22 protein-coding genes and 3 tRNA genes are annotated in these 22545 nt (G+C 67.7%); 15 read left to right on the top strand and 10 right to left on the bottom strand.

Annotation, left to right across the window (positions count from 1 at the left end):
* The first annotated feature begins 40 nt into the window (after positions 1–40).
* Positions 41–919: an NAD(P)H-binding protein gene (locus ABTV68_RS18340; protein ID WP_433675109.1), complete on the top strand. Its 879-nt coding sequence runs from the start codon at positions 41–43 to the stop codon at positions 917–919.
* A gap of 596 nt (positions 920–1515) precedes the next feature.
* On the opposite strand, the gene ABTV68_RS18335 is transcribed toward ABTV68_RS18340, so the two are convergent.
* The gene (locus ABTV68_RS18335) at positions 1516–1977 is read right to left on the bottom strand and encodes an Lrp/AsnC family transcriptional regulator (protein WP_433675108.1); all 462 of its coding nucleotides are present in this window, start codon (positions 1975–1977) and stop codon (positions 1516–1518) included.
* Positions 1978–2196: 219 nt separating this feature from the next.
* On the opposite strand from ABTV68_RS18335, the gene ABTV68_RS18330 reads away from it, so the two are divergent.
* Complete coding sequence (locus ABTV68_RS18330) at positions 2197–4506, top strand: transketolase-like TK C-terminal-containing protein (protein ID WP_433675107.1); 2310 nt, start codon at positions 2197–2199, stop codon at positions 4504–4506.
* A 290-nt stretch (positions 4507–4796) separates the two neighbouring features.
* Here the strand turns inward: ABTV68_RS18330 and ABTV68_RS18325 are convergent, their stop codons facing one another.
* Positions 4797–5552 (bottom strand): SDR family oxidoreductase, encoded by a 756-nt coding sequence (locus ABTV68_RS18325; RefSeq protein WP_433675106.1) that lies wholly within the window; start codon positions 5550–5552, stop codon positions 4797–4799.
* Between the two features lie 186 nt (positions 5553–5738).
* Here ABTV68_RS18325 and ABTV68_RS18320 point away from each other — a divergent pair, with 186 nt between their 5' ends.
* Positions 5739–6641, top strand: a complete 903-nt coding sequence (locus ABTV68_RS18320) for an RNA polymerase sigma-70 factor (RefSeq protein ID WP_433675105.1) — start codon at positions 5739–5741, stop codon at positions 6639–6641.
* 198 nt (positions 6642–6839) lie between these two features.
* Here the strand turns inward: ABTV68_RS18320 and ABTV68_RS18315 are convergent.
* The 3 genes from ABTV68_RS18315 to ABTV68_RS18305 form a co-directional block, all read right to left on the bottom strand.
* Positions 6840–6912 (bottom strand) — tRNA-Phe (locus ABTV68_RS18315).
* A gap of 67 nt (positions 6913–6979) precedes the next feature.
* Positions 6980–7053 (bottom strand) — tRNA-Asp (locus ABTV68_RS18310).
* A 22-nt stretch (positions 7054–7075) separates the two neighbouring features.
* Positions 7076–7148: transfer RNA gene (locus tag ABTV68_RS18305), tRNA-Glu, on the bottom strand.
* Positions 7149–7508: 360 nt separating this feature from the next.
* Here ABTV68_RS18305 and ABTV68_RS18300 point away from each other — a divergent pair.
* Entirely contained in the window at positions 7509–8810 is a 1302-nt protein-coding gene (locus tag ABTV68_RS18300) for a M23 family metallopeptidase (RefSeq protein WP_433675104.1), read from the top strand.
* Positions 8811–9428: 618 nt separating this feature from the next.
* On the opposite strand, the gene ABTV68_RS18295 is transcribed toward ABTV68_RS18300, so the two are convergent.
* Positions 9429–9920 carry an inorganic diphosphatase gene (locus ABTV68_RS18295; RefSeq protein ID WP_231091430.1) on the bottom strand — a complete coding sequence of 164 codons (492 nt, stop codon included), beginning with the start codon at positions 9918–9920 and terminating at the stop codon, positions 9429–9431.
* Positions 9921–9962: 42 nt separating this feature from the next.
* Positions 9963–10634: a TMEM175 family protein gene (locus tag ABTV68_RS18290; RefSeq protein WP_433677641.1), complete on the bottom strand. Its 672-nt coding sequence runs from the start codon at positions 10632–10634 to the stop codon at positions 9963–9965.
* A gap of 641 nt (positions 10635–11275) precedes the next feature.
* On the opposite strand from ABTV68_RS18290, the gene tilS reads away from it, so the two are divergent.
* Positions 11276–12250, top strand: coding sequence for a tRNA lysidine(34) synthetase TilS (tilS, locus tag ABTV68_RS18285; protein ID WP_433675103.1), 975 nt, complete (start codon positions 11276–11278; stop codon positions 12248–12250).
* A gap of 8 nt (positions 12251–12258) precedes the next feature.
* Here tilS and ABTV68_RS18280 read toward each other — a convergent pair whose 3' ends face one another.
* The 3 genes from ABTV68_RS18280 to ABTV68_RS18270 form a co-directional block, all read right to left on the bottom strand.
* Positions 12259–12462: a hypothetical protein gene (locus ABTV68_RS18280; RefSeq protein ID WP_433675102.1), complete on the bottom strand. Its 204-nt coding sequence runs from the start codon at positions 12460–12462 to the stop codon at positions 12259–12261.
* The gene (locus ABTV68_RS18275) at positions 12459–12692 is read right to left on the bottom strand and encodes a hypothetical protein (protein WP_433675101.1); all 234 of its coding nucleotides are present in this window, start codon (positions 12690–12692) and stop codon (positions 12459–12461) included. The genes ABTV68_RS18280 and ABTV68_RS18275 overlap by 4 nt, the downstream gene beginning before the upstream one ends.
* 128 nt (positions 12693–12820) lie before the next feature.
* On the bottom strand, positions 12821–13372 hold the full coding sequence (locus tag ABTV68_RS18270; RefSeq protein ID WP_433675100.1) for a DUF937 domain-containing protein: 552 nt from the start codon (positions 13370–13372) through the stop codon (positions 12821–12823).
* 114 nt (positions 13373–13486) lie between these two features.
* Between ABTV68_RS18270 and hpt the strand changes: the two genes are divergently transcribed.
* The 10 genes from hpt (at position 13487) to ABTV68_RS18220 (ending at position 22545) form a co-directional block, all read left to right on the top strand.
* On the top strand, positions 13487–14038 hold the full coding sequence (gene hpt / locus ABTV68_RS18265; protein ID WP_433675099.1) for a hypoxanthine phosphoribosyltransferase: 552 nt from the start codon (positions 13487–13489) through the stop codon (positions 14036–14038).
* Between the two features lie 127 nt (positions 14039–14165).
* The gene (gene ftsH, locus ABTV68_RS18260; protein ID WP_433675098.1) at positions 14166–16166 is read left to right on the top strand and encodes an ATP-dependent zinc metalloprotease FtsH; all 2001 of its coding nucleotides are present in this window, start codon (positions 14166–14168) and stop codon (positions 16164–16166) included.
* Between the two features lies 1 nt (position 16167).
* Complete coding sequence (folE, locus tag ABTV68_RS18255) at positions 16168–16776, top strand: GTP cyclohydrolase I (protein ID WP_433675097.1); 609 nt, start codon at positions 16168–16170, stop codon at positions 16774–16776.
* A complete protein-coding gene (folP, locus tag ABTV68_RS18250) occupies positions 16773–17573 on the top strand; it encodes a dihydropteroate synthase (RefSeq protein ID WP_433675096.1) in 801 nt (266 codons plus the stop codon). Before folE ends, folP begins: the two co-directional genes overlap by 4 nt.
* 157 nt (positions 17574–17730) lie before the next feature.
* Complete coding sequence (folB, locus tag ABTV68_RS18245; protein WP_433675095.1) at positions 17731–18090, top strand: dihydroneopterin aldolase; 360 nt, start codon at positions 17731–17733, stop codon at positions 18088–18090.
* Positions 18087–18611: a 2-amino-4-hydroxy-6-hydroxymethyldihydropteridine diphosphokinase gene (gene folK / locus ABTV68_RS18240; protein WP_433675094.1), complete on the top strand. Its 525-nt coding sequence runs from the start codon at positions 18087–18089 to the stop codon at positions 18609–18611. The genes folB and folK overlap by 4 nt, the downstream gene beginning before the upstream one ends.
* The gene (locus ABTV68_RS18235) at positions 18608–19090 is read left to right on the top strand and encodes a DUF3180 domain-containing protein (protein WP_433675093.1); all 483 of its coding nucleotides are present in this window, start codon (positions 18608–18610) and stop codon (positions 19088–19090) included. The genes folK and ABTV68_RS18235 overlap by 4 nt, the downstream gene beginning before the upstream one ends.
* Positions 19041–20018 (top strand): PH domain-containing protein, encoded by a 978-nt coding sequence (locus ABTV68_RS18230; RefSeq protein ID WP_433675092.1) that lies wholly within the window; start codon positions 19041–19043, stop codon positions 20016–20018. The genes ABTV68_RS18235 and ABTV68_RS18230 overlap by 50 nt, the downstream gene beginning before the upstream one ends.
* On the top strand, positions 20015–21811 hold the full coding sequence (locus ABTV68_RS18225; RefSeq protein ID WP_433675091.1) for a PH domain-containing protein: 1797 nt from the start codon (positions 20015–20017) through the stop codon (positions 21809–21811). The genes ABTV68_RS18230 and ABTV68_RS18225 overlap by 4 nt, the downstream gene beginning before the upstream one ends.
* Entirely contained in the window at positions 21808–22545 is a 738-nt protein-coding gene (locus ABTV68_RS18220) for a DUF2520 domain-containing protein (protein WP_433675090.1), read from the top strand. The genes ABTV68_RS18225 and ABTV68_RS18220 overlap by 4 nt, the downstream gene beginning before the upstream one ends.

The raw sequence follows: 22545 nt of genomic DNA, 5'->3' as shown, positions 1-22545 counted from the left end.
ACGGGGAATACGACCGAGTCCGCGCAACGTTCGCGAAAGCATGAAGGTTCTTCTCACCGGCGCGACCGGCTACATCGGCACATCCGTTCTCGAGCGCCTGCGCGCGGAGGGGCACGACGTGACCGCCCTCGTGCGCGACGAGGCGAAGGCCCGCATCGTGGAGCAGGCCGGCGCGACCGCGCTCATCGGCGACGTCACCGATGCTGAGCTCATCGGCGCGGCGGCAACGGCCGCGGACGGCGTCATCCACACGGCCTCGACCCCCGAGGGTGACGGTCCGTTCATCGATGCGGTGCTGCGTGCGATCGAGGGCACCGACAAGCCGTTCGTGCACACCGGCGGCATCTGGAGCTACGGCAACGGGAGTGCGATCACCGAGGAGTCCCCGATCGATCCGCCAGCTCTCACCGCGTGGCGCGGCGCGGGCGAGGCCGCAGTGCTCGGTGCACCCGGCGTCCGCGGCACGGTCGTCGTGCCCGCGCTGGTCTCCGGCCGCGGTGCTGGTCTGATTCGCCTGCTCACCGACAACACCGAGGGCGGCGTGCAGCTGATCGGCGACGGGAGTCAGCACTGGAGCACGGTCGACGTCGATGACCTCGCCGCGCTGTATGTTCGTGCGCTGGAGAGTGGTCGCGCGGGTCAGACGTACATCGGCGCTTCGGGGCACAACCCGACCGTTCGCGAACTGGGTGAGGCGATCGCTACCGGCTTCGGCGTGACCGCGGGCGTGCGCGCGGAGGGCGTTGACGACAGCCGTGCACGCCTTGGGGAGGCGTTCGCCGACGCCCTGCTGCTCGACGAGCAGGCCACCGGCGCGAAGGCGCGGGCTGAGCTTGGATGGCAGCCGGTCGCGCGTCCGCTGCTGGAGCAGCTGGCCGACGGCACGTACCTCGAGGAGCGCACCGGCGCGCAGGGCTGAGTTCGGAGCGCTGGACCTGAGTCGGGCGTTGCGTAGACGTCGAAGCGTCCTTGGCAGCGCTGAGGTGGGAGTCGGGCCGAGCCCGGCGCGCAGAGTTCCTTTCAGTATGGACTCGAGCCCCGCGCGTCGGTTGAGTGAGAGCGTGGTTCCGACTCACACGGCGAGGGACTGATCGCGACGCGAGCGTCCGAGCCCGGCGAGGTGGGCAGCGTCCGGCGCGCCGGATTGAGTGCGGCGGTAGCACCGAGATCGGAGTCGAGCCGAGCCCGCGCCTTGGCTCTGCGCCGAGGACCGCATTCAGAAGGTGTGCGCCGGACGAGGCATGTGCGCGCGATGTCGGCGCAAAGCCTCAGCCGTCACGCATAGACCTGACTAAGGAGCGCGGATCCGACCCTAGCCGTCGGCTTGACCTCAGAGCCCCGGTGCAGGGCGGACCCGACGACGCCTGCAGAGCGGGGGCGTAGGCCCGCCCCCGCTCGCCGGGCCGGCACCGTGCTTCGAAAGGAGGACGATGACGCCAGTGGAGTGCCAACTCGGTGTCGTCGTCCTCTTTTCACGACAATCTCCTCGTTTCAGAACAGGATCCGAGACGGTCGTCACAACAACTGCTGTACGCGATGTGGGACCATCTCCCGCATGATGAGCCCGGTGGTCGTCCGCTTGACGCCGTCGACGTCGAGGATTCGACCAGCGATCCGGTACAGATCATCGGCGTCGCGAGCCACCACGCGGATCATGAGGTCGGTGATGCCGGAGAGGCCAAGCACTTCCACCACTTCGGGGATCGTGGCGAGCGCCGCACCGACGCTGTCGAGCTTGCGCTGAGTGACGCGGGTGAGGATGAACGCGCTCATGGGGTACCCCAGCGCGGCGGGATCGATGCGGCGTTCGAACGACCGGAGCGTGCCGTCTTCGTCGTAGCGCGAGAGTCGCGCTCGCACGGTATTGCGGGCGAGTCCCGTGCGCTCCGCGAGGGCAACGATGGTGGCCCCGGGGTCGCGGATGAGGTGGCGCAGGAGCGAACGGTCCGTTCGATCGGCGGCCGCAGGGTGCTTCACGATGATCAGGCTCCTTTGCTTACATCGGCGGAATTTGCGCGTTCCGATCAATCTACAAGTCGGAACTTGCTCATTGCGACACTCGCTGGTCGACTATCCGACAGATCTGCTTCCCACCGCTCCCCGCCGCTTCGCTCACAACGCGCTCGGCGCGATGCCTCAGAAAGGCAGGAGCACAGCTGCCGACGCGACGACGCGTCGGCCTTCCGAGGAGTTGTCATGTCCTCTTCCGCCCTCGCTCCGTCTCCCGTGGATCTGACCGCGCTCGCGGCCATCGAGAAGCGCGTGCTGTGGCTCGCGACGTCGATGATCCATCATGCCAACCGTGTTCGTCCCAACGTCTCCGGGTTGAAGGTCGGCGGTCATCAGGCGTCGAGCGCCTCGATAGCGACCATCATGACCTCGCTCTGGTTCGAGCAGCTGCGGCCGGAGGATCGGGTGTCGGTGAAGCCCCACGCGTCTCCGGTGCTGCACGCGATCCACTACCTGCTCGGGGAGCTGTCCGATGCGCAGATGACCTCACTGCGTCAGTTCGGGGGGATTCAGAGCTACCCGAGCCGGTCGAAGGACCCCGATACGGTCGACTATTCCACGGGCTCCGTGGGCATCGGTGCCACGGCTCCGATCTGGGGAGCGATCTCCCGTCGTTACGCCGCGACGATCTCCGGCGACTCCCCGCGTGGCAGGCAGTACTCGCTCGTGGGCGATGCGGAGCTCGATGAAGGGGCCGTCTGGGAGGCGCTGCTGGATCCGCACGTGCCGGATCTCGGCGAGATCGTCTGGATCGTCGATCTGAATCGTCAGTCCCTGGATCGTGTGGTGCCGAACATCGCCGCGGGCAAGCTCGAGCGGATGTTCGCCGCGGCGGGCTGGCAGGTGATCACGGTGCCGTTCGGGGCGCGGCTGGAGGAGCTCTTCGCGCGTCCGGGTGGCGGGCGGCTTCGCGAGCGGATCCTGGCGATGCCGAACGCCGAGTATCAGCGCCTGCTGCGCTGCTCGGCCAGCGAGCTGCGTCATCGGCTCCCCGGAGCAGATGACGCCATCCGCGCGCTGCTGTCGGAGGTGTCTGATGCCGAGCTGGTCGAGACGATCCGCAACCTGGGCGGCCACGATCTCGCCGCGCTGCGGGAGGCGTTCGCAGAGATCGACGACGATCGTCCGACCGTCATCATCGCGTACACGATCAAGGGCAACGGCCTGCCGACGGCGGGTCACCCGCAGAACCACTCATCACTGCTGACGCACGAGCAGTACACGGAACTCGCGACCGCTGTGGGGATGGATCCGTCTGCGCCGTGGCAGCGGTTCGACGAGGACTCTCCGGAGGGCCTGCTCTGCGCGGCCGCGGGGACGAACCTGCGTCGGGAACCGGTCGTTCCGTCATCGCCGCCCGCGGTTCCTGCGGACTTCGGCCGCACACCCGGCGGGACCGGCACAACGCAGGCGGCGCTGGGTCGAGTGCTGCTGGACCTCACGCGTTCGGCGCCGGAGGTGGCGCGTCGGGTGGTCACCGCGAGCCCCGATGTGAGTTCCAGCACGAATCTCGCCGGCTGGCTCAACAAGGTGGGTGTCTGGTCGACGAGCGATCGTCAGGACTGGTTCGAGGACGATCCCGAGACGATCATGCACTGGCGGGAGCGGCCGAGCGGCCAGCACATCGAGCTGGGGATCGCGGAGGTGAATCTCGTCAGCCTGCTGGGTGAGCTGGGGTCGACGTGGAGCCGGTGGGGACAGCCGCTCTTCCCGATCGGCGTACTTTACGACCCGTTCGTCGAGCGCGCGCTGGAGCCGTGGTCGTATGGGATGTACGCCGGCGGGCAGTCGATTCTCATCGGCACTCCGTCGGGTGTCTCACTCGCTGCCGAGGGCGGTGCGCATCAGTCGATCAAGACGCCGTCAATCGGCTTGGAGCAGCCGGAGTGTCTGAGCTACGAGCCTGCGTTCGCGCAGGAGGTGGAGTGGACGCTGCTGGCTGCCATGGCGCAGATGGGGCGGCCAGGCGGGAAGTCTGCTTATCTGCGTCTGTCGACGAAGCCGGTGGACCAGTCGCTCGCCGCGATCCCGACGGATGCGGCGGCGCGCGAGCGCCGGCGTCGCCAGGTGGTGGCCGGTGGGTATCGTCTGCGATCGGCGGCGTCGCCGGATGCGACTCTCGTCACGATGGGTGCGATGGTCCCCGATACTCTCGCGGCGGCGGAGCGGCTGGCCGGTCTCGGGGTATCCGTGGATGTCGTGTGCGTGACCAGTCCGGGTCTGCTGTTCGAGGCGCTGCAGGCACGCGGCGGGCAGGGGAGCGGGGATTCGTGGATCCTGGATCAGGTGCTGCCGGCGGACCGCGCTGTTCCGATGGTGACGGTGTTGGATGGTCACCCGCATGCACTCGCGTTCCTTGCCGGCGTGCACGGCGTGCCGGCGCGGCACCTCGGGGTGAGCCGGTTCGGGCAGGCGGGGGATCTGGCGGACGTGTATCGGTGGCACGGCATCGACGCCGACGCCCAGGTGCGCGCGGTGCTGGATCTTGTGGGGTGAACTGCGGGCGTGACGTATCCGCGCTCTTCAGGCGGTCTGATGGGAACCTTGCGTCGCTACGCGCTCTAGATCCGCACGGATCGCGCTCGCGCGGTCTCAGCCTTTTCGGGAGCTCGAGACCCGACGAACGTCTCCCGCGCTGCTGTTCTTTTGGGCGAGCACGGTGTCCAATATCAACGCGGAAGATCCAGGCTCCGAGCCCGCCGCGCCCGCGCTTATCAGTCGCGAGAGATCGGATTCGGTGCGGTGGAACCTGCGGGGCGCGACGTTCCGGCCGCGCCCCGCACGGTTCAGCTGCGCGGCGGGTTCAGCGGCAGCCACTCTTCGAGCGTCGTCGCGAAGATCTGCGCGCCTTCGACGGGAATCAGCGTGCGCTCCTCGATCCGCGCGCCGTAGTAAGGAGCGGAGTCGTCGCGAACGACCGTGCGCGCATCGCCGCGGAACGCGAGAGCACGACGCGCGAACTCATCCATCCCGAACGGCTCGGGGCCAGCGATCTCGATGTCGCCGACGGGGGCTCCGGCCGCGGTACGCGCGACGGCCGTCGCGACGTCTTCGGCCGCGATCGGCTGGATGAGCGCGCCCGGAAGCGTCACGACGTCACCCTCCGTCGAGATGTCCGCGATGCTGCCGACGAACTCGAAGAACTGCGTCGCGTGCACAAGCGAGTAGCCGATCGCCGATTCGCGGATCAGCTCTTCCTGCGCCGTCTTCGCGGCGAAGTAGGGGATGTTCTGCGGTCGGTTCGTTCCGACGATCGTGAGGGCGACGTGGTGCGTGACGCCTGCGGTCGCCTCGGCCTCCAGAAGGTTGCGGGTCGAGGTCGTGAAGAAGGCGAGCACGTCTGCGGGTGCGAAGGAGGGCGAGTTCGAGACGTCCACGACGGTGTCTGCGCCGACGAGCACCTCCGCGAGCCCTTCGCCGGTGAGGGTATTCACGCCCGTGTTGGGCGAGGCGGGGATGGCCTCGTGCCCGTGCTCGCTCAGCTTCGCGACGACCTTCGAGCCGATGAGACCCGTTCCTCCGATGACGACGATCTTTGCCATGTTTCAGCCTTTCCTTGGGAGGCGTCGATGTCGGCGCCTCTTTCAGGGATGACCGGGCGGAGTTCGCAGGTGTGACGACTTGTCACAGATCGGTGCCGTCGTCGGTCTGAGCTGTCGAGGATCCGTGTGTGGAGTTTCGGTCGTCGGTGTTGCCAGCGTGAGTGGGACGGGTGGAAAGTGTTGAGCGTGACTGCGGTGGGCGACGAGCGTCAGGTCGGTACTGACCTTGACGAGGCCGTACGGATCTTCGCCGAGCAACGTGGTCGCCTGTTCGGAATCGCGTATCGGATGCTCGGCACGGTGTCGGACGCGGAGGACCTCGTCCAAGAAGCGTGGATTCGGTGGCAGAACACCGACCGTGGTGACGTGGAGGAGCCCGCGGCTTTCCTCGCAACAGTGATCACGAGACTGTCGATCAACGTTCTGCAATCGGCGCGCGTGAAGCGCGAGACCTACATCGGTCCGTGGCTGCCCGAGCCGGTGAACACGGAAGCGGATCCGACGCTGGGCGCTGAGCGAGCTGAGGCGCTGCAGCTCGCGATCCTTCTTCTGCTGGAGAAACTCACACCGACGGAGCGCGCGGCGTATGTCCTGCGCGAGGCGTTCGACTACCCATACGACCGGATCGCGGAGGTCATCTCGTCGAGTGTGGTGAGTGCGCGGCAGCTGGTGAGCCGCGCGCGTGCGCATCTCGCGTCGGCGAAGCGTGCGCAGATATCCCCCTCTCGGCAGCGGCGGTTGTTGGAGGCGTTCCTCGTGGCCGCACGACGAGGTGATGCGGAGGAGCTGGAGCAGCTGTTCGCGGATGATGTGGTGAGTTATACCGATGGCAACGGTGTGAAGCTCGCGGCCCGGATCCCGGTGGCGGGGCGTGGACGGGTGGCGAAGTTCGTGGCCGCGTTCTCGCACCACTTCTGGGCGGGGAAGGTGATCACCTGGGCGGAGGTGAATGGTCAGCCGGCGGCGTTGCTTGTTGAGGGCGGTGCCGTGACTACGGCGGTGACGGTGACCGTCAGCGGCGACGGGATCGAGCAATTGCTCTGGGTGATGAGCCCCGCGAAGCTCGGGCATGCCAGTGAACGCTTCTGATTGACGCCCGCAGTGCCCGTGGATCGCTCTGCCTCCACAGACGTCGCGCTCAGCTCGACCGGAACGTGCAGGCTCGGCGGCGTTGCTATGCGGTAGAGGTGATCGGCGTGGGTTGAGCTCCTCACCAGCCCAAAGCAAAACCCCCGCGATGTAGAAGCTACGCGAGGGTTTCTGGGACCGTTGTAACGACGGTCCTTGTGGCTCCGACGGGCGTCGATCCCGTGACCTCACGATTTTCAGTCGTGCGCTCTACCAACTGAGCTACAGAGCCGTACGGCTTGATGTTGCCGCATCCGACACGAAAGGCCCTCTCAGAGAAAGGGCCCGTCGCTGTGGAGCGACCCTGACGGGACTTGAACCCGCGACCTCCGCCGTGACAGGGCGGCACGCTAACCAACTGCGCTACAGGGCCATGATGATATTCAATTATAGAGTGACCCCAACGGGATTCGAACCCGTGCTACCGCCGTGAAAGGGCGGCGTCCTAGGCCACTAAACGATGGGGCCGGAGCGGGGCTTGCGTCCCGCACTTGCCGACGATCCAGCATAAGCGGAAACTGAGGCGAAAAACAAACTGGCCCACGCCCGGGTGTGGCGAGCCTCGCCGCAGCGGAGAAAAGCCCCGGTCGGACCGGAAGCGAGCCGCTCGCATGTGCAAGGTGCACAAGAAAGTTCGAGATCGGCCCGTTACAAATGTGACTCGTGTTGTTACTGTGGTTGATGTGACTGACCCTGCAGTCTGGAGGACTCATCTTGCTTACGGGTACTGACGCGCGTCGGAAGCGCGGCGCGTCGAGCGCACGCTCGCGCCACACATCCCCCCGACAGCGCCGGTTCATTGTCGGCCTGGCGGCACTCACCTTCGCGGTGACGGGCACCATCATGGCTCCCGGTGTGCCGGCTGCGTTCGCGGTGACCTACCCGTCGTGGGACGACGTGCAGGCAGCGAAGAACGACGAGTCCGCCAAGGCAGGACAGATCACCGAGATCGAGGGACTCATCACGACCCTCAACAACAACGTCGCCACGACACAGCAGGCCGCGCAGGACGCCGGTAGTGCCTACTTCGACGCGCAGCAGGCGTTCGCGCTCGCATCGTCAAAGGCCGACACCCTCCAGTCGCAGGCCGACCAGCAGGCACAGGCCGCCACCGACGCAGCGAAGAAGGCCGGCGAAGTCGCCGCGCAGCTCTACCGCAACGGTGGCGACGACACCACGCTCCAGCTCTTCTTCTCCGACTCCGCGAAGTCGGCCGACGACATCCTCAGCGAACTGGGTCAGGCCGACATGCTGCTGGAGCAGAACAAGGCGATCTACGACGCCGCCGTTCTGGCTCGCAACAACGCACAGTCCCTCACCAACCAGGCCGAGGTGCAGCGGGCCGAGCGTGACCGGCTCCAGATCGAGGCACAGGAGAAGTTCGCCGCGGCCCAGGAAGCAGCGCAGGCCGCCCAGGCCGCGCTCGAGGAGCAGCAGGCAAACCTCGCCACCCTCCAGGCACAGCTCGCCGCGCTCAAGGACAACACGACGAAGGTCGTCGCCGCCTACGAAGAAGGCGTGCGCGTTGCCGAAGAGGAGCGCATCGCCCGCGAGAAGGCCGCCGAGGAAGAGCGCCAGCGCGCAGCCGAGGAAGAGCGTCAGCGTCGCGAGCAGGAGCAGCAGAACAACAACAACAACTCCGGCGGTGGTGATTCCGGTGGTGGCGACTACACCCCGCCGAGCTCGGGCGGCGGCGGAAACGGCAGCGGAGGCTGGGTTCGACCCAGCAACGGTGTCGAGACCTCCGACTACGGCCCCCGCTACTCGCAGTGCGGCAATGGCTACTGCGCATCCAGCTTCCACGAGGGCGTCGACCTCGCCTCTGGCTGCGGCAGCTACATCTACGCCGCACACTCCGGCACCGTGGCGTACTCCGGCTACAACGGCGGCTACGGCAACTACATCCGCATCTCCAACGACGACGGAACCGGAATCGCAACCGGCTACGGACACATCCAGTACGGTGGCCTGCTCGTGAGCTACGGCCAGTGGGTCAACGCCGGCGACGTCATCGCGCTTGAGGGCAACACCGGCAACTCCTTCGGATGCCACGTGCACTACGAGGTCTATATCAACGGTTCGACCACGAACCCGACGCCGTTCATGGCGCAGTTCGGTATCGACGTCTGATCCGCAGCATCACGACAACGGCCTCCGCTTCGGCGGGGGCCTTCGTCGTTGTGGCAGTTTGGAAATGCACGGCGGATGCTGGGCGTCATCAAGCTCGCTCGAGTTTGAGAAGGCTGCGTCGTCACCGGGGTCTTGGTCTCGCTCCGCTCGCTCAGGAACCGGGGCGCCGTGGTGTCCGGCGTCAGGACTCTTCGCTCAGGAACCCAGGGAGTTGCGCCCGCGGTGTGCGGCCAGGACACGACGCATCGCGGGGGAGGCCGTGCCGTGAGCATGCGGTCTCAGATTCCGCGCTCATGTCGCCTGCTGGTTGCATCATCTGAGACCAATCGCATAATTGGTCTCAAGAACGGTCGGCCAAGGACGCGGCGGCTGCTGTTGGTGAGACCAATGGCCGCGGCAGTCATCCCAGCGGGTGCCAGCCTGCGGTGCGCAGCGCACGCCCAACCCGCGTCGCCGCATCGACGCCGTCGGTCGGCAGCTGGTGGTTGAGGACGCGAACCAGCGGGCGTGCACATCGTTCCGGCGCTCCGTGTTGCGCCGGAACGGGCCGAAGTTCTCTGCAGCCCCTGGAAACGCGAAACGGCCGCCCCTGCGGGACGGCCGTTTCGACGTGTGGGGTCAGTGACCCTCGGTCTTGGCGCGGTCGAAGGCCTCGGTGACGAGGCGCTCGGCCTCGGCAGCGTTGGCCCACTCGTCGACCTTGACCCACTTGTTGGGCTCGAGGTCCTTGTAGTGCTCGAAGAAGTGCGCGATCTCCTTCTTCGTGTACTCCGGGATGTCGTCGACGTCCTGGATGTGAGCCCAGCGCGGGTCCTTCGCGAGAACCGCGACAACCTTGTCATCGCCGCCGGCCTCGTCGCTCATCTTCAGAACGGCGACGGGACGGACGTCGACGCCGACGCCCGGGTAGAGCTGCTGGTCGAGGAGCAGAAGCACGTCGAGCGGGTCGCCGTCCTCACCCAGCGTGTTGTCGAAGAAGCCGTAGTCAGCCGGGTAGCCGAAGACCGTGTAGAGAACACGGTCCAGCATGACGCGGCCGGTCTCGTGGTCGACCTCGTACTTGACGCGGCTGCCGCGGGGGATCTCGATGGTGGCGGTGTAAGCGCCCATGCGTGTGCTCCTTGAGAAGTCAGGACGGAATGCGGGACCAGCCTACTCGCCCGAGTCTGCGCGCTTCATCCGCGCATCCGACCGACTCCCCGGCCACACCCGTGAGATCAGCGACGTCAGGAACGGGGTCAGCAGGAGCAGGAAGAGGGCGGAGTAGCCCTGCCCGGGGACGATGGTCGCGATCGCCATCGCCACCAGAAACAGCGTGGCGGTGGCGGCGTCGGCGATCGCCCCGCGGCGAATGCTCTCTCGTGGGGCTGTGCTCAGCCCGTCATGTCGCAGCAGGTAGACGCGCGCCATCAGCGAGGTGATCTGTGTGAGGGCGAGGTTTCCGATGTAGAGAATCGCCTGCAGCGGATCGGCCGACATCGCTCCGAGCAGCGCCGTCGTCACGGGCAGGCAGACGATGGTGAACATCCACGCCATGTTGATCCACAGCAGGCGTGAGGTGATCCGTTCCACCCGGTCGTAGAGACGATGATGGCTGAGCCACGAGACCGCGATCAGCACGAAACTCAGCGCAAAGCTGACGATCTGACCCTGATGCTCGGCGAGGAAATCCGCCGTTCCGTAGGAACTGTCGGCCGCCTGGGAGCGCGCCGCGTCCGTCACAGCCTCCATGAGCGGCAGGATCAGCAGCGTCATCGCGATGGCGACGACCGCGTCGGCGAAGGCCTTGAACCGCTCCGCACCCCAGGCGACAAGTTCCGTCATGGTCACGGCGCGAATCTACGCGGAACGCCGGGCGGCGCGAGGATCGACGCGCACTGGTCCGGATCTGCGGGGAGGCGAGTTCCAGGACCTCGGGGCGGTGACGTGGGTCGTGAGCTGAGGGGAATGTCGCGGATCTAGGACGAGGCGCGGATGGTGGCCCTATCCCCACGACATCGTCCTCTTCTCGCGACAGCGGCCGATCCGTGTGCGAGAGTGCGGTGGCTCGGCCCTCTCGAGGAAGCGGTGCGGTGTTGGTCTTCCCACGCATGACTCTGCTCGTAAGCCTCGCTGTGGTGTCGCGAGCGGAGGGGAACGTCACATATCTAGGACGCGGCCTGCGTGCTGGCACTATTTCCGCGACGTCGTCCTATTCTCGTGACACACCTCCTCCGACCAGCCGTGGGCGAGAGTTGAGCTCCCGGGCGGCGAGCACCGCGATGGCCCTGATCCTCCAAGGGGCCGGAAGTCGAGCGCGAACCCAGTACGTCGGGGCGACTTCGGTCGCGAGCGGAGGGGAATGTCGCGAGATGAGGACGAGACGCGGATGGAGGCCCTATCCCCACGACATCGTCCTCACCTCAGCACGCCACCGCACGCGCTCCCCCACGGGCGACGCGGCACGCAGCGGGTAGCGTGGGGGAGTGCCGTCCCTGAACCCCGCCGTCGCTGAGATCCGACGCGCCGTGCGTACCGCGCTGGAGTCGTATCGCGGTACGGCAGTCATCGTCGCCCTCTCGGGGGGAGCTGATTCTCTCGCCCTCGCGGCCGCGGTCGCGTTCGAGGCGCCGAAGCTCGACATCCGTGCCCTCGCGGTCACGATCGACCACGGCCTCCAGGACGGTTCGGCAGGGGTTGCCGCGCACGCAGCAACTCAGGCGCGTGAGCTTGGTCTCGAGGCAGTCGTCGTCCCCGTCGCGGTCGACGAGAACCACCCCGACGGGCCCGAGGCAGCCGCGCGCGCAGCGCGGTACGACGCCCTCGAGCGCGCGGCCGATGAAGCGGAAGCCGGGCCGATCCTGCTCGCCCACACGCTTGACGATCAGGCGGAGACAGTCCTGCTCGGACTCGCGCGGGGGTCGGGCGCTGCCAGTCTGCAGGGGATGGCACCGGTCGCTGGCCGTCGACTCCGTCCGCTGCTTGACGTCCGTCGCGAGACCGTTCGGGCAGCCTGCATCGCACAGGACCTCGAACCGTGGAACGACCCCCACAACGTCGATGAGAGATACACCCGCGTCCGAGTGCGCACCACGGTGCTTCCGGTGCTGGAGGCGGAGCTGGGTCCGGGGATCGCGCAAGCACTCGCCCGCACCGCAGAACAGCTGCGTGAAGACAACGAGGCGTTCGCCGAGATGATCGAGGAGACCATCGAGGACATCGTCGAACATGCCGAGGCCGGGATCGCCGTATCGGTGCCCGCGCTCGTCGCGAACCCCGCTGCGCTTCGCAACCGCATCATCCGACACGTCGTATCGAGTGAGTTCGGCGTCAGCCTCACCCGTGCTCAGACCCTCGAGGTCGCGCGACTCGTCACCGATTGGCGCGGACAAGGGCCGATCGATCTGCCGTCCTGCACCGCGGCTCGCGCCGGAATCCGCTTGACCTTCACCGCGCGCTGAACCGAAGGTCAGGGGCGGGCCCAGGCCAGGATCGCCCCCAGCACGGCGCACGCGATCCCCAGCACGAAGAAGATCATCCGCACGACGCGTGCGGGGCGTGACCTCCACGATGTCGTGAGCCCCACGATCAACCAGGCCACCGCCGCGACGACCGCCAGGGCGCCGACCACTGCCAGCACGATGATGATCGATCCCGGCACAGCCGCGGTCACTTCTTGCTCCCCGGGAAGATCGCGAACGTGATGCCGATAGCACCGCAGACACCCAGCGCGATCATGCCGACGGTGAGGGCCGCCTGACCGCCCGCACCCTGCGTCCAGCCGATCATCAGAGCCACCACGGCGATGAGGAAGATCCCGGCCAAGCCGTAGACGCGCGCTGCGAACCACGGCCCCATCCGCTCGCGACCCTGCTTCCCCGTGCCTCGTTCCTGCGCGTTCATACCGACCCCCATATGTTCAGCGACCGCTTGCGCCCATCATGGCGACCGCCACGGCATCGCACCAGAGGTCAGTTCGAAAACAGCAGACGGCGGTGCACCCGAAGGAGCACCGCCGTTCGCAGGAGTTCTTACTTCTTGCCGCCGAAGAGGCCGCCGAGCCCGCTCAGCAGACCACCCAGGTCGATGCCGCCGGCCGAGGACGACGAGTTGCCGCCGCCCGTGAGCCCACCGAGCAGACCGCCGATGATGTCACCGATGCCGCCGCCCGAGCTCTCGGCACCCGCGGTGGCGGGCGCAGAGCCGGAGGACTGCTTCGCCAGGATGTTCATGATGATCGGCGCGAGGATCGGCAGCAGCTTGCCGAAGTCGATGCCGGCCGTGGCCTTGTCCTCGGTGAGCTTCTGCTCGACGACCTGCTTGTCGGATCCGAAGATGTGCCCGAGGATCTTCTGACCGTCGGCCTCGTCCACGTTGCTGACGTCGATGTCGGTGTCGTGCTTCTTCAGCGCCTGCTGGATGGCGGCAGCGCCATCCTCGCTCTCGGCGTTGCGGTGAAGACCGCCGAGGATGGTCGCTCCACCCTCCTTGATCGCCTGCGTCGCCGTTGCCGGGTCCACGCCCAGCTTCGCGGCGATGTCGCCGATCGGAAGATTCGCGAGGATGTCCTCAATCCCAGCCATGGGAGATCCTTTCGTAGAGAGGCGCGCGTGATCGGCCATCGGGCAGCCCGCGCAAGCCCACTGTGCCGTACCGCCGGCGAAATGCACAACAGGCGCGGCCCGTAGAATTGCTCCATGCGTGCAGCCGACATCGCCGATGACCTGACCGACGTCCTCGTCACCGAGGAACAGATCCACGAGAAGCTGCGCGAACTCGCGCAGCAGGTCGCGGTGGACTACGAGGGCAAGGACCTCGTGCTGGTCGGTGTCCTCAAGGGCGCGATCATGGTGATGAGCGACTTCATCCGCGCGCTGCCCATCCTGGTTCCGCTCGATTTCATGGCCGTGTCGTCGTATGGCGCGAGCACCAAGTCCAGCGGTGTGGTGCAGATTCGCAAGGACCTCGACACCGACATCCACGACAAGCACGTGCTGATCGTGGAGGACATCATCGACTCCGGACTCACGCTGTCGTGGCTGCTGGAGAACTTCGCGTCCCGCGGCGCTGCCTCCGTCGAGGTGCTCGCGCTGCTGCGCAAGCCCGAAGCGGCGAAGGTGGAGATCGACTGCCGCTACGTCGGCTTCGACATCCCGAACGACTTCGTCGTCGGCTACGGCCTGGACTACAACGAGAGCTACCGCAACCTGCGCGACGTCGCGGTGCTCGCCCCGCACGTCTACAGCTGAGTCGGCGCAGTATTCGCACACGTACGCCGTGGGCGAATACCAGCAAGGGCAAAGGAACGTCGCGATAGCCTGAGGGATACGCCGAGAGGCGTCTGTCGACAGAAGGGCATCGGGGAATCCCCGCACCATGGACTTCAAGAAGCTCACGCGCAACCCGCTCATCTATGTGGCGCTCATCGGAGTGCTGCTTCTGGTCGGTTTCTTCCTCATCTCAGGCCTCACCGGCGCGAAGGAGGTCAAGACCGAGGAGGGCTTCGACCTTCTGAAGAGCGGCACGGTGACCGAGGCGGTCATCACCGACGGCGACCAGCGCGTCGACCTCAAGCTCGACAAGGCGTACGAGGGTGCCACCTCGGTGCAGTTCTACTACATCGGAGCGCGTGCGGCCGATGTGGTGGAGGCCGTCAACGAAGCCGCTCCCAAGGAGGGCTTCAACGACGCGGTGCCGCAGCCCAACTGGTGGGGCAGCATGCTGTCGCTGCTGATCCCCATGCTGCTGCTCGGTCTGCTGTTCTGGCTGATGCTCTCCAACGCACAGGGCGGCGGCAAGGTGATGCAGTTCGGCAAGTCGCGGGCGAAGCTCGCCACCAAGGACATGCCCAGCGTCACGTTCGCCGATGTGGCCGGTGCCGACGAGGCCATCGAGGAGCTTGAGGAGATCAAGGACTTCCTCAAGGAGCCCAGCAAGTTCCAGGCGCTCGGCGCCCGCATCCCGAAGGGCGTGCTGCTGTACGGCCCTCCCGGAACCGGTAAGACCCTGCTCGCGCGTGCCGTCGCCGGCGAAGCAGGCGTCCCCTTCTACTCGATCTCCGGTTCCGACTTCGTCGAGATGTTCGTCGGTGTGGGTGCCAGCCGTGTCCGCGACCTGTTCACGCAGGCCAAGGACTCCGCTCCCGCCATCATCTTCATCGACGAGATCGACGCCGTCGGTCGCCACCGCGGCGCGGGTATGGGCGGCGGTCACGACGAGCGCGAGCAGACCCTGAACCAGATGCTCGTGGAGATGGACGGCTTCGACCCTAAGGCCAACGTCATCGTCATCGCGGCCACCAACCGTCCCGACATCCTCGACCCCGCGCTGCTTCGCCCGGGGCGCTTCGACCGACAGATCGGTGTGGACGCGCCCGACCTCAAGGGCCGCCTGCGCATCCTCGAGGTGCACGGACGCGGCAAGCCGCTGGCCGACTCGGTCGACCTCGAGGTGGTCGCCCGCAAGACCCCCGGTTTCACCGGTGCCGACCTCGCGAACGTCCTCAACGAGGCCGCGCTGCTCACTGCGCGCTCCAACGCTCAGCTCATCGACAACCGCGCGCTGGACGAGGCCATCGACCGCGTCATCGCCGGTCCGCAGCGTCGCACGCGAGTGATGAACGACAAGGAGAAGCTCATCACCGCGTACCACGAGGGCGGTCACGCTCTCGCCGCGGCGGCGATGAACCACACCGACCCGGTCACCAAGATCACGATCCTGCCCCGCGGCAAGGCGCTCGGCTACACGATGGTGATGCCGCTGGATGACAAGTACTCCGTCACCCGCAACGAGCTGCAGGACCAGATGGCGTACGCCATGGGTGGTCGTGTGGCCGAGGAGATCGTGTTCCACGACCCCACCTCGGGAGCCGCGAACGACATCGAGAAGGCGACCTCCACGGCCCGCAAGATGGTCACCGAGTACGGCATGACCGCCGCTGTCGGTCCGGTGAAGCTCGGCGGCGGCAGTGGCGAGATGTTCTACGGCCGCGACATGGGTCACGATCGCGACTACTCCGAGTCGGTCGCCGAGCGCGTCGACCAGCAGGTGCGCGAGCTCATCGAGCAGGCGCACAACGAGGCCTACGAAGTCATCAACGCGAACCGTGACATCCTGGACCGTCTCGCTCTGGAGCTGATGGAGAAGGAGACGCTGGATCACGTGCAGCTGGAGGACATCTTCAAGGACGTGAAGAAGCTGCCGCCGCGTCAGCAGTGGCTCTCCAGCGACCAGCGTCCGGTGTCGGCGCTGCCTCCGATCCAGATCCCGCGCGCCGCGAACGCCGCGGCGGAGCAGGCCGATGCGCACACCGCCGCCGCGACCAGTGCGGCGCAGCCCGAGACGGGTGGCGGACACCCCCGACCGGCTACCGCCTGACGTGAGCGTCGACCAGCCTCGCGTCGCCGCCCTCGTCCGGGAGCTGATCGAGGCGATCGGCGAAGACCCCGCACGTCCCGGTCTGGTGGGAACACCGGACCGGGTCGCGGCGTCGTACGCGGAGTTCTTCGCCGGGGTGGGTGAGGATCCCGCAGCTCCGCTTGCCCACACGATCAGCGTGGCGCACGGCCCGGCGCCGGAGACCGAGCCGAGCGGTGCGGTCGTGATGCGCGATGTGCAGTTCCGTTCCACGTGCGAGCATCACCTGCTGCCCTTCCTCGGAATCGCCCACATCGCGTATCTGCCCGGAAGCTCGGTGGTGGGGCTCGGCGCGCTGCCCAAGGTCGTCGACATCCTCGCCGCGCGGCCGCAGGTGCAGGAGCGACTCGGCGAGCAGATCGCCGACACGATCGCCACCGCTCTGGAGGCACGCGGAGTGCTCGTCGTCCTCGACGCCAGCCACCAGTGCGTCACCGCCCGCGGTGGCCGTCAGCCCGCGGCCTCCACGATCACCGTTGCGGCACGCGGCGCACTCGCGGAGCCCGCTGCCCGCAGCGAGATCATCGCGCTGATCGCCCGTGGCGAGGATCCCGGAACGGACCGCCGATGATCGGCATCTGGGGCATCGTCAACGTGACCCCCGACTCGTTCAGCGATGGCGGGCGCTACCTCGAGCAGACCGCCGCTCTGGAGCACGGACGTCGCCTCCGCGCCGACGGCTCCACCGTGCTGGACATCGGCGGCGAATCCACGCGGCCCGGCGCGGAGCGCGTTCCCGTCTCCGTCGAGATCGATCGCGTGGTGCCGGTGATCGAGGCACTTGCGGCGGAGGGCGCCGCGGTGTCGGTGGACACCATGAACGCAGCCACGGCAGTCGCAGCGGTGGCCGCGGGCGCTCGATACGTGAACGACGTGGCCGGCGGTCTGGCCGATCCCGACATGCTCGCCGCCGTGGCCGAGACCGATGCCGACTACGTGCTGGGGCACTGGCGCGGCCCGTCGTCCGACATGTACGCGCGGGCGGAGTACACGCGCATCGGCCATGAGGTGGCCGCGGAACTCCTCGATCGCGTCGAGCAGGCAGCCGCCGCCGGGATCAACCCCTCGCGCATCGTGCTGGATCCGGGCATCGGCTTCGCGAAGACGGCCGCGCAGAACTGGGCACTGCTGCGCGAACTCGACGCCGTCACCGCCCTGGGGCTGCGCGTCCTCATCGGCACGAGTCGCAAGCGCTTCTTGCTGCCAGTGCTCGGCGACGATGCGACAGAAGAACGTCGGGATCTCGCCACCGCGGTCACCAGCGTGCTCGCCGCCGATGCCGGTGCATGGGCTGTGCGCGTGCACAACGCCGCAGCCACGCGCGATGCCCTCGCCGTGCGATCGGCCTGGGAGGGAGAGACGCGATGACCGAGCACTTCCGCAAGGAGCCATTCCCGTCGGACCTCAGCCGCCGGGAACTTCGCGCACCGATTCCCGTCGGTCGCGCCGCCTTCCGTGAACCGGTCGAGGCGGCGCGCGACCCTCGGCGTGTGCGATGCATGCCGGGCATGGGAGGGTGGCAGTGATGGATGAGATCACGCTGACCGGCCTCACCGTCTTCGGACGGCACGGGGTCTTCGATTTCGAGCGCGAGCAGGGACAGGACTTCACCGTCGACGCCACGCTGCGGCTCGACCTGGCACCCGCCGCCGCGAGTGACGATGTCCGCGACACCGTCCACTACGGCGAGCTCGCAGAGGCCTTCGCGGAGATCATCGGCGGCGAGCCCGTGGACCTCATCGAGACGCTGGCCGATCGCCTCGCCACCGCGGCGCTCGCGGACGCACGCGTGCGGTCGGTGTCGATCACCGTGCACAAGCCGCACGCGCCGATCGAACGAGCCTTCTCCGACGTCTCGGTCACCGTGCATCGGGAGCGCTCATGAGCCGCGACCTCGCCCGCACCCTGCCGACTCCGGAGCGCGTCGGTCGCGAAGCCGTGGACGTCGTGATCGCGCTGGGGTCCAACCTCGGCGATCGCGAAGGCACGCTGGAGGCGGCTGCCGCGGAGATCGGTCGGCTTCCCCTGGTCGACGACGTGCGGCTCTCTCCGGTGATCCGGTCGGTCGCGCTCACGCCCACCGGCCCCGACCCGAGCAAGCCGGAGTACCTCAACGCGATCGCGATCATTCGCACCCGACTCGCACCGACGGTGCTGCTGGGCTATCTGCAGCGCATCGAGAGCGAGCACGGTCGTGTTCGCCTCGAGCGGTGGGGCGATCGCACGCTGGACCTGGACATGATCTCCTACGGAGACCTGCACAGCACCGACCCGAAACTCACGCTGCCGCACCCCCGCGCGCACGAGCGTGAGTTCGTTCTGGGGCCGTGGTCCGAGCTCGATCCGGACGCTGTCCTTCCGGGGCGCGGCCGGGTCGCCGATCTGCTGGCCGGGCTGCGGTCATGAAGCGCACCCGGGGAGCGGTGCTCGCACTGATCGCGGTGATCGCCGCGGTGCTCGGCTACGGTACGGATCTGCTGCTGACGAGCTTCGGGCGACCGACCTTCACCCCCGACTGGGTGCTCTCGGTGGCGCAGGTGATCATCGCGATCGCCGTGCTGGTTCTGGCCTGGCCGATCCGTCGCGCGACTCACGGCGGTGCGCGCGTCGACCCGTTCCGGGCGCTGCGGGTGGCGGTGTTGGCCAAAGCATCGAGCGTGTTGGGGTCCGCCATCGGTGGATTCGCCCTCGGACTGGCGGTTTTCCTGCTGCTGCGACCGGTGCCACCCCGGGTAGGCTCGATTACGGTCATCGCCGTGACCGTGGGGACGGGCGTACTGCTTGTCATCGCGGCGCTGGTGGCCGAGAGTTTCTGCACGCTCCCGAAGGACGACGATGACAACGCCCCAGGACCCGACGAACCCGCAGCTCCCGCCCACCCCTGACCTCCTCCCGGCGGCGGAGCCCGCGGCCGGCGCTTCCTCAACGAACGGTTCGGTTCCTCCGGCTCCGACCCAAGATTCCGGCGCAGCCGTGCAGCCGTCTGCGGCCCCGGTGCTCCGCCGGTCGGACGCCCGACGGGCCGCATCCGACGTGCCCGCACCCGCGGGTGCGGGGGCCCAGGTTCCGGGGGCACCTGCTCCCGTTGCTCAGGTTCCTGGAGGTGAGCCGGCGGCCGCACACGAGCCGATCGCGCAGCTTTCACCGACGCCGGTTTTCGGGATGCCCGACGCGCCCGCACCCTGGTTCCCCGCGGCGCCTCAGCCCGGGTCTCCCGCTTTCGGAGATCAGGCTCAGGTGCCTCCGGTGCAGGTTCCCGGAGCCCCGTCACCAGTGCCCGCATCGCCCGTGCTGGATGACGGGACCTTCACGGCGCTGAAGGAGCCGCGCGGCGCCGCACGCCTCGAGCTGGACGGCTCATGGCACCAGATCTCGCGGAAGTACGTCGCCGTGCAACTGATCACGAACGGCTTCGTGCTGCTTCTGGCGATTGCCGCGGCGATCGTGGTGGGACTCGTCTTCCACCAGATGTGGGCGTTCATCCCTGCGGCCGCTGTCGTGGTCGCGACCGGCTGGGCCATGGCCATCCTGCCTCGCCAGGCACGCGCGTATGGCTACATGCTGCGCGCCGACGACATCGTGTTCCGCCGCGGGATCCTGTGGCAGCGCATGGTCGCCGTTCCCTACGGTCGGATGCAGCTCGTTGACGTCACGCATGGTCCGCTCGACCGCGCCTTCGGCATCGCGCAGCTCAAGCTGGTGACTGCCGCGGCCACCACGGGCGCGACGATCCCCGGCCTGACCCAGGCGGGTGCCGAGCAGCTCCGTGACACCCTCATCGAAGTGGCCGAGTCTCGACGGACCGGCCTGTGAACGACAACCAGCAGTATCCGAGCGCGGACGTGCCGCCGCAGGCACCCGACATGCCGCCGCAGACCCCTGTCGTGCCGCCGCAGGCACCCGCCCACCTGCCTCCAGCTCCCGCGCAGTCGGCGTTCGCGCCGAACGCTGGCGCACCGATGGGCGCACTGCCCGAAGCACCTCACCTCGGTGCCGGTTTCCCCGGTGCACCCCTGCCCGGCGCCGGATTCCCTGCCGCACCCGCGGGAGGCGTGCCCCAGCCGCAGCGGGTCGAGAGTGATCTCGCCGACGGCGAGTGGCACCGCATGCACCCGCTCACTCCGCTGATGCAGGGCGGGCTGTTCCTCATCGTCGTGATCGGCATCGTGGTCGCGAACATGCGCGACCGCCTGATCGCCCTGTTCGTACCCCAGTTCCGCGACTATGAAGACCGCTATGCCGGAGATCCTGTCGACTGGATCTTCACGAACAACCTGGTGCTCGTCGCGCTGGGCGTCGTGCTCGCCGTACTCGTGCTTCTGATCGCCGCGTTCTACATGTCGTGGCGCTTCCACCAGTTCCGCATCTCCGATTCGGATGTGGAGGTCAAGCAGGGCGTGCTGATGCGCAAGCAGCGCCGCGCTCCGCTGGACCGCGTCCAGGGCGTCAACCTCACCAGGCCGTTCGTGGCACGCCTCATCGGGCTCGCGAAGCTCGAGGTCGTCGGCGCCGGCGCCGACGCGAACGTGAAGCTGGAGTATCTCCGGACCGCCGACGCCGAGGCAGTGCGTGCCGACATCCTCGGTCGCGCGTCGGGACTGCGCCGGGCGCGCGAACAGCGCCAGAGCGTTCAGCCCGTGCCGCAGACCCGCGCGCAAGAGTTCATCCAGACGGTGGGTGGCGGCATCACCGGCATCATCGATGGGGCCGAGGCACCTGTTGCCGAGCCGGCGAGCGTCGTGCACATTCCGGTCGGGCGGCTGATCGGCTCGCACCTGTGGAGCCCCACCACGCTGATGCTGCTCATCTACATCGCGATCGTGGTGGTGGGCTCCATCTTCGGCAGTGAGTACGTTCTGTTCGCGCTGCTTCCCGCCGTATTCGGTGTCGGTCTGTACTGGTTCCGCAGCCTGATGAAGGTGCTGCGCTACTCGATCGCACCCACCCCCGACGGACTGCGGATCACGTTCGGCCTGACCACGACCATCACGGAGACCATCCCGCCGGGCCGCGTTCACGCCGTCGAGGTGCACCAGTCGCTGTTCTGGCGGCCGTTCGGGTGGTACTCGATCAAGATCAACCGGCTGAGCGGCAAGAGTGCGGAGAGCCAGCAGACCGACCCGTTCACCACGATCCTCCCGGTGGGAACGCGCGCCGACGTGGAGCGTGTGCTGATGCTGCTGTTCGATCAGCTCGCCACCGCGGATGTGGACCGCATGCTGGTGGACGGCCTCGGCAAACGGCCGTCGTCCGATCCGTACGTCAACACCCCGGCACGCGCCTGGTGGGTGCACCCGTTGAGCTGGAAGCGCACCGGATTCGTTCTCACCGGAGAGTTCCTGCTGCTGCGCCGAGGCGCTCTCGTGCGCACGCTCGCGATGTTCCCGCTCGCGCGATCCCAGAGCATCGATGTGCGCCAGGGGCCGCTCGCGCGTGCAGCGCGCATCGGAACGCTTCACGTGCACGTGGTGCCCGGTCAGGTGAGTGGCGTGCTGTCGGGTGTCGATCGTGCACAGCTCATGACCCTGTTCCAGGACGCGCAGTCTCGCGCCATCAATGCGGCCCGTGCCGACCGGACCCACCGCTGGGCGGAGATCGTTCGGTGATCGGGGACGGACGGCTCGGCATCGGCGTGATCGGTGCCGGACGGGTGGGGCCTGTTGTGGCGTCCGCCCTCGCCGGCGCGGGCCATGCGGTGACGGCAGTGACCGTGGGATCCGACCCGGACCGTGTGGCGGCGATGCTTCCCGACGTCCCTCAGGTGGACGCGGTGGAGGTGGCTCGCCGGAGCGAGCTCGTCATCATCGCGGTGCCGCATGAGGAGCTCCCCGAACTGATCTCCGGGCTGGCTGCCGTCGGAGCGTGGCAGATGGGCCAGCTCGTGATGCACACCGACCCCGCGTACGGTGTGGACGTGTTCGCACCCGCTCGGCCGGCGGGGGTCATTCCGCTGGCCGTTCACCCGGCAATCGTCTTCACCGGCACGAGCATGGACCTGCGACGGCTCTCCGGGGCATACGCCGCGGTGACGGCACCTGGACCCGTGCTGCCGATCGCGCAGGCGCTCGCGGTGGAGATGGGCTGCGAGCCGGTGGTGGTGGCGGAAGAGGATCGTTCGGTGTACGCGGAGGCGATCGCCACTGTCACCACGTTGGCCGCAGAGGTGGTGCGCCAGTCGGCGGATCTGCTTCGCAGCATCGGGGTGGGTAACCCCGGCGGATACCTCGAAGCTCTCGCGCACTCGAGCATCGACAGCGCTCTGACGGCGGCCGGCCGCGGCGATGACATGCTCGCGGCCGGCTTCCTCGACGACCCCGATGAGGACGACGAGGAGGAGTGA

This window comes from Microbacterium gorillae, from assembly GCF_050990725.1.
Lineage (GTDB): Bacteria > Actinomycetota > Actinomycetes > Actinomycetales > Microbacteriaceae > Microbacterium > Microbacterium gorillae_A.
The sequence above is the reverse complement of the archived record's forward strand: the minus strand, read 5'-3'. Positions and strand labels throughout refer to the sequence as shown.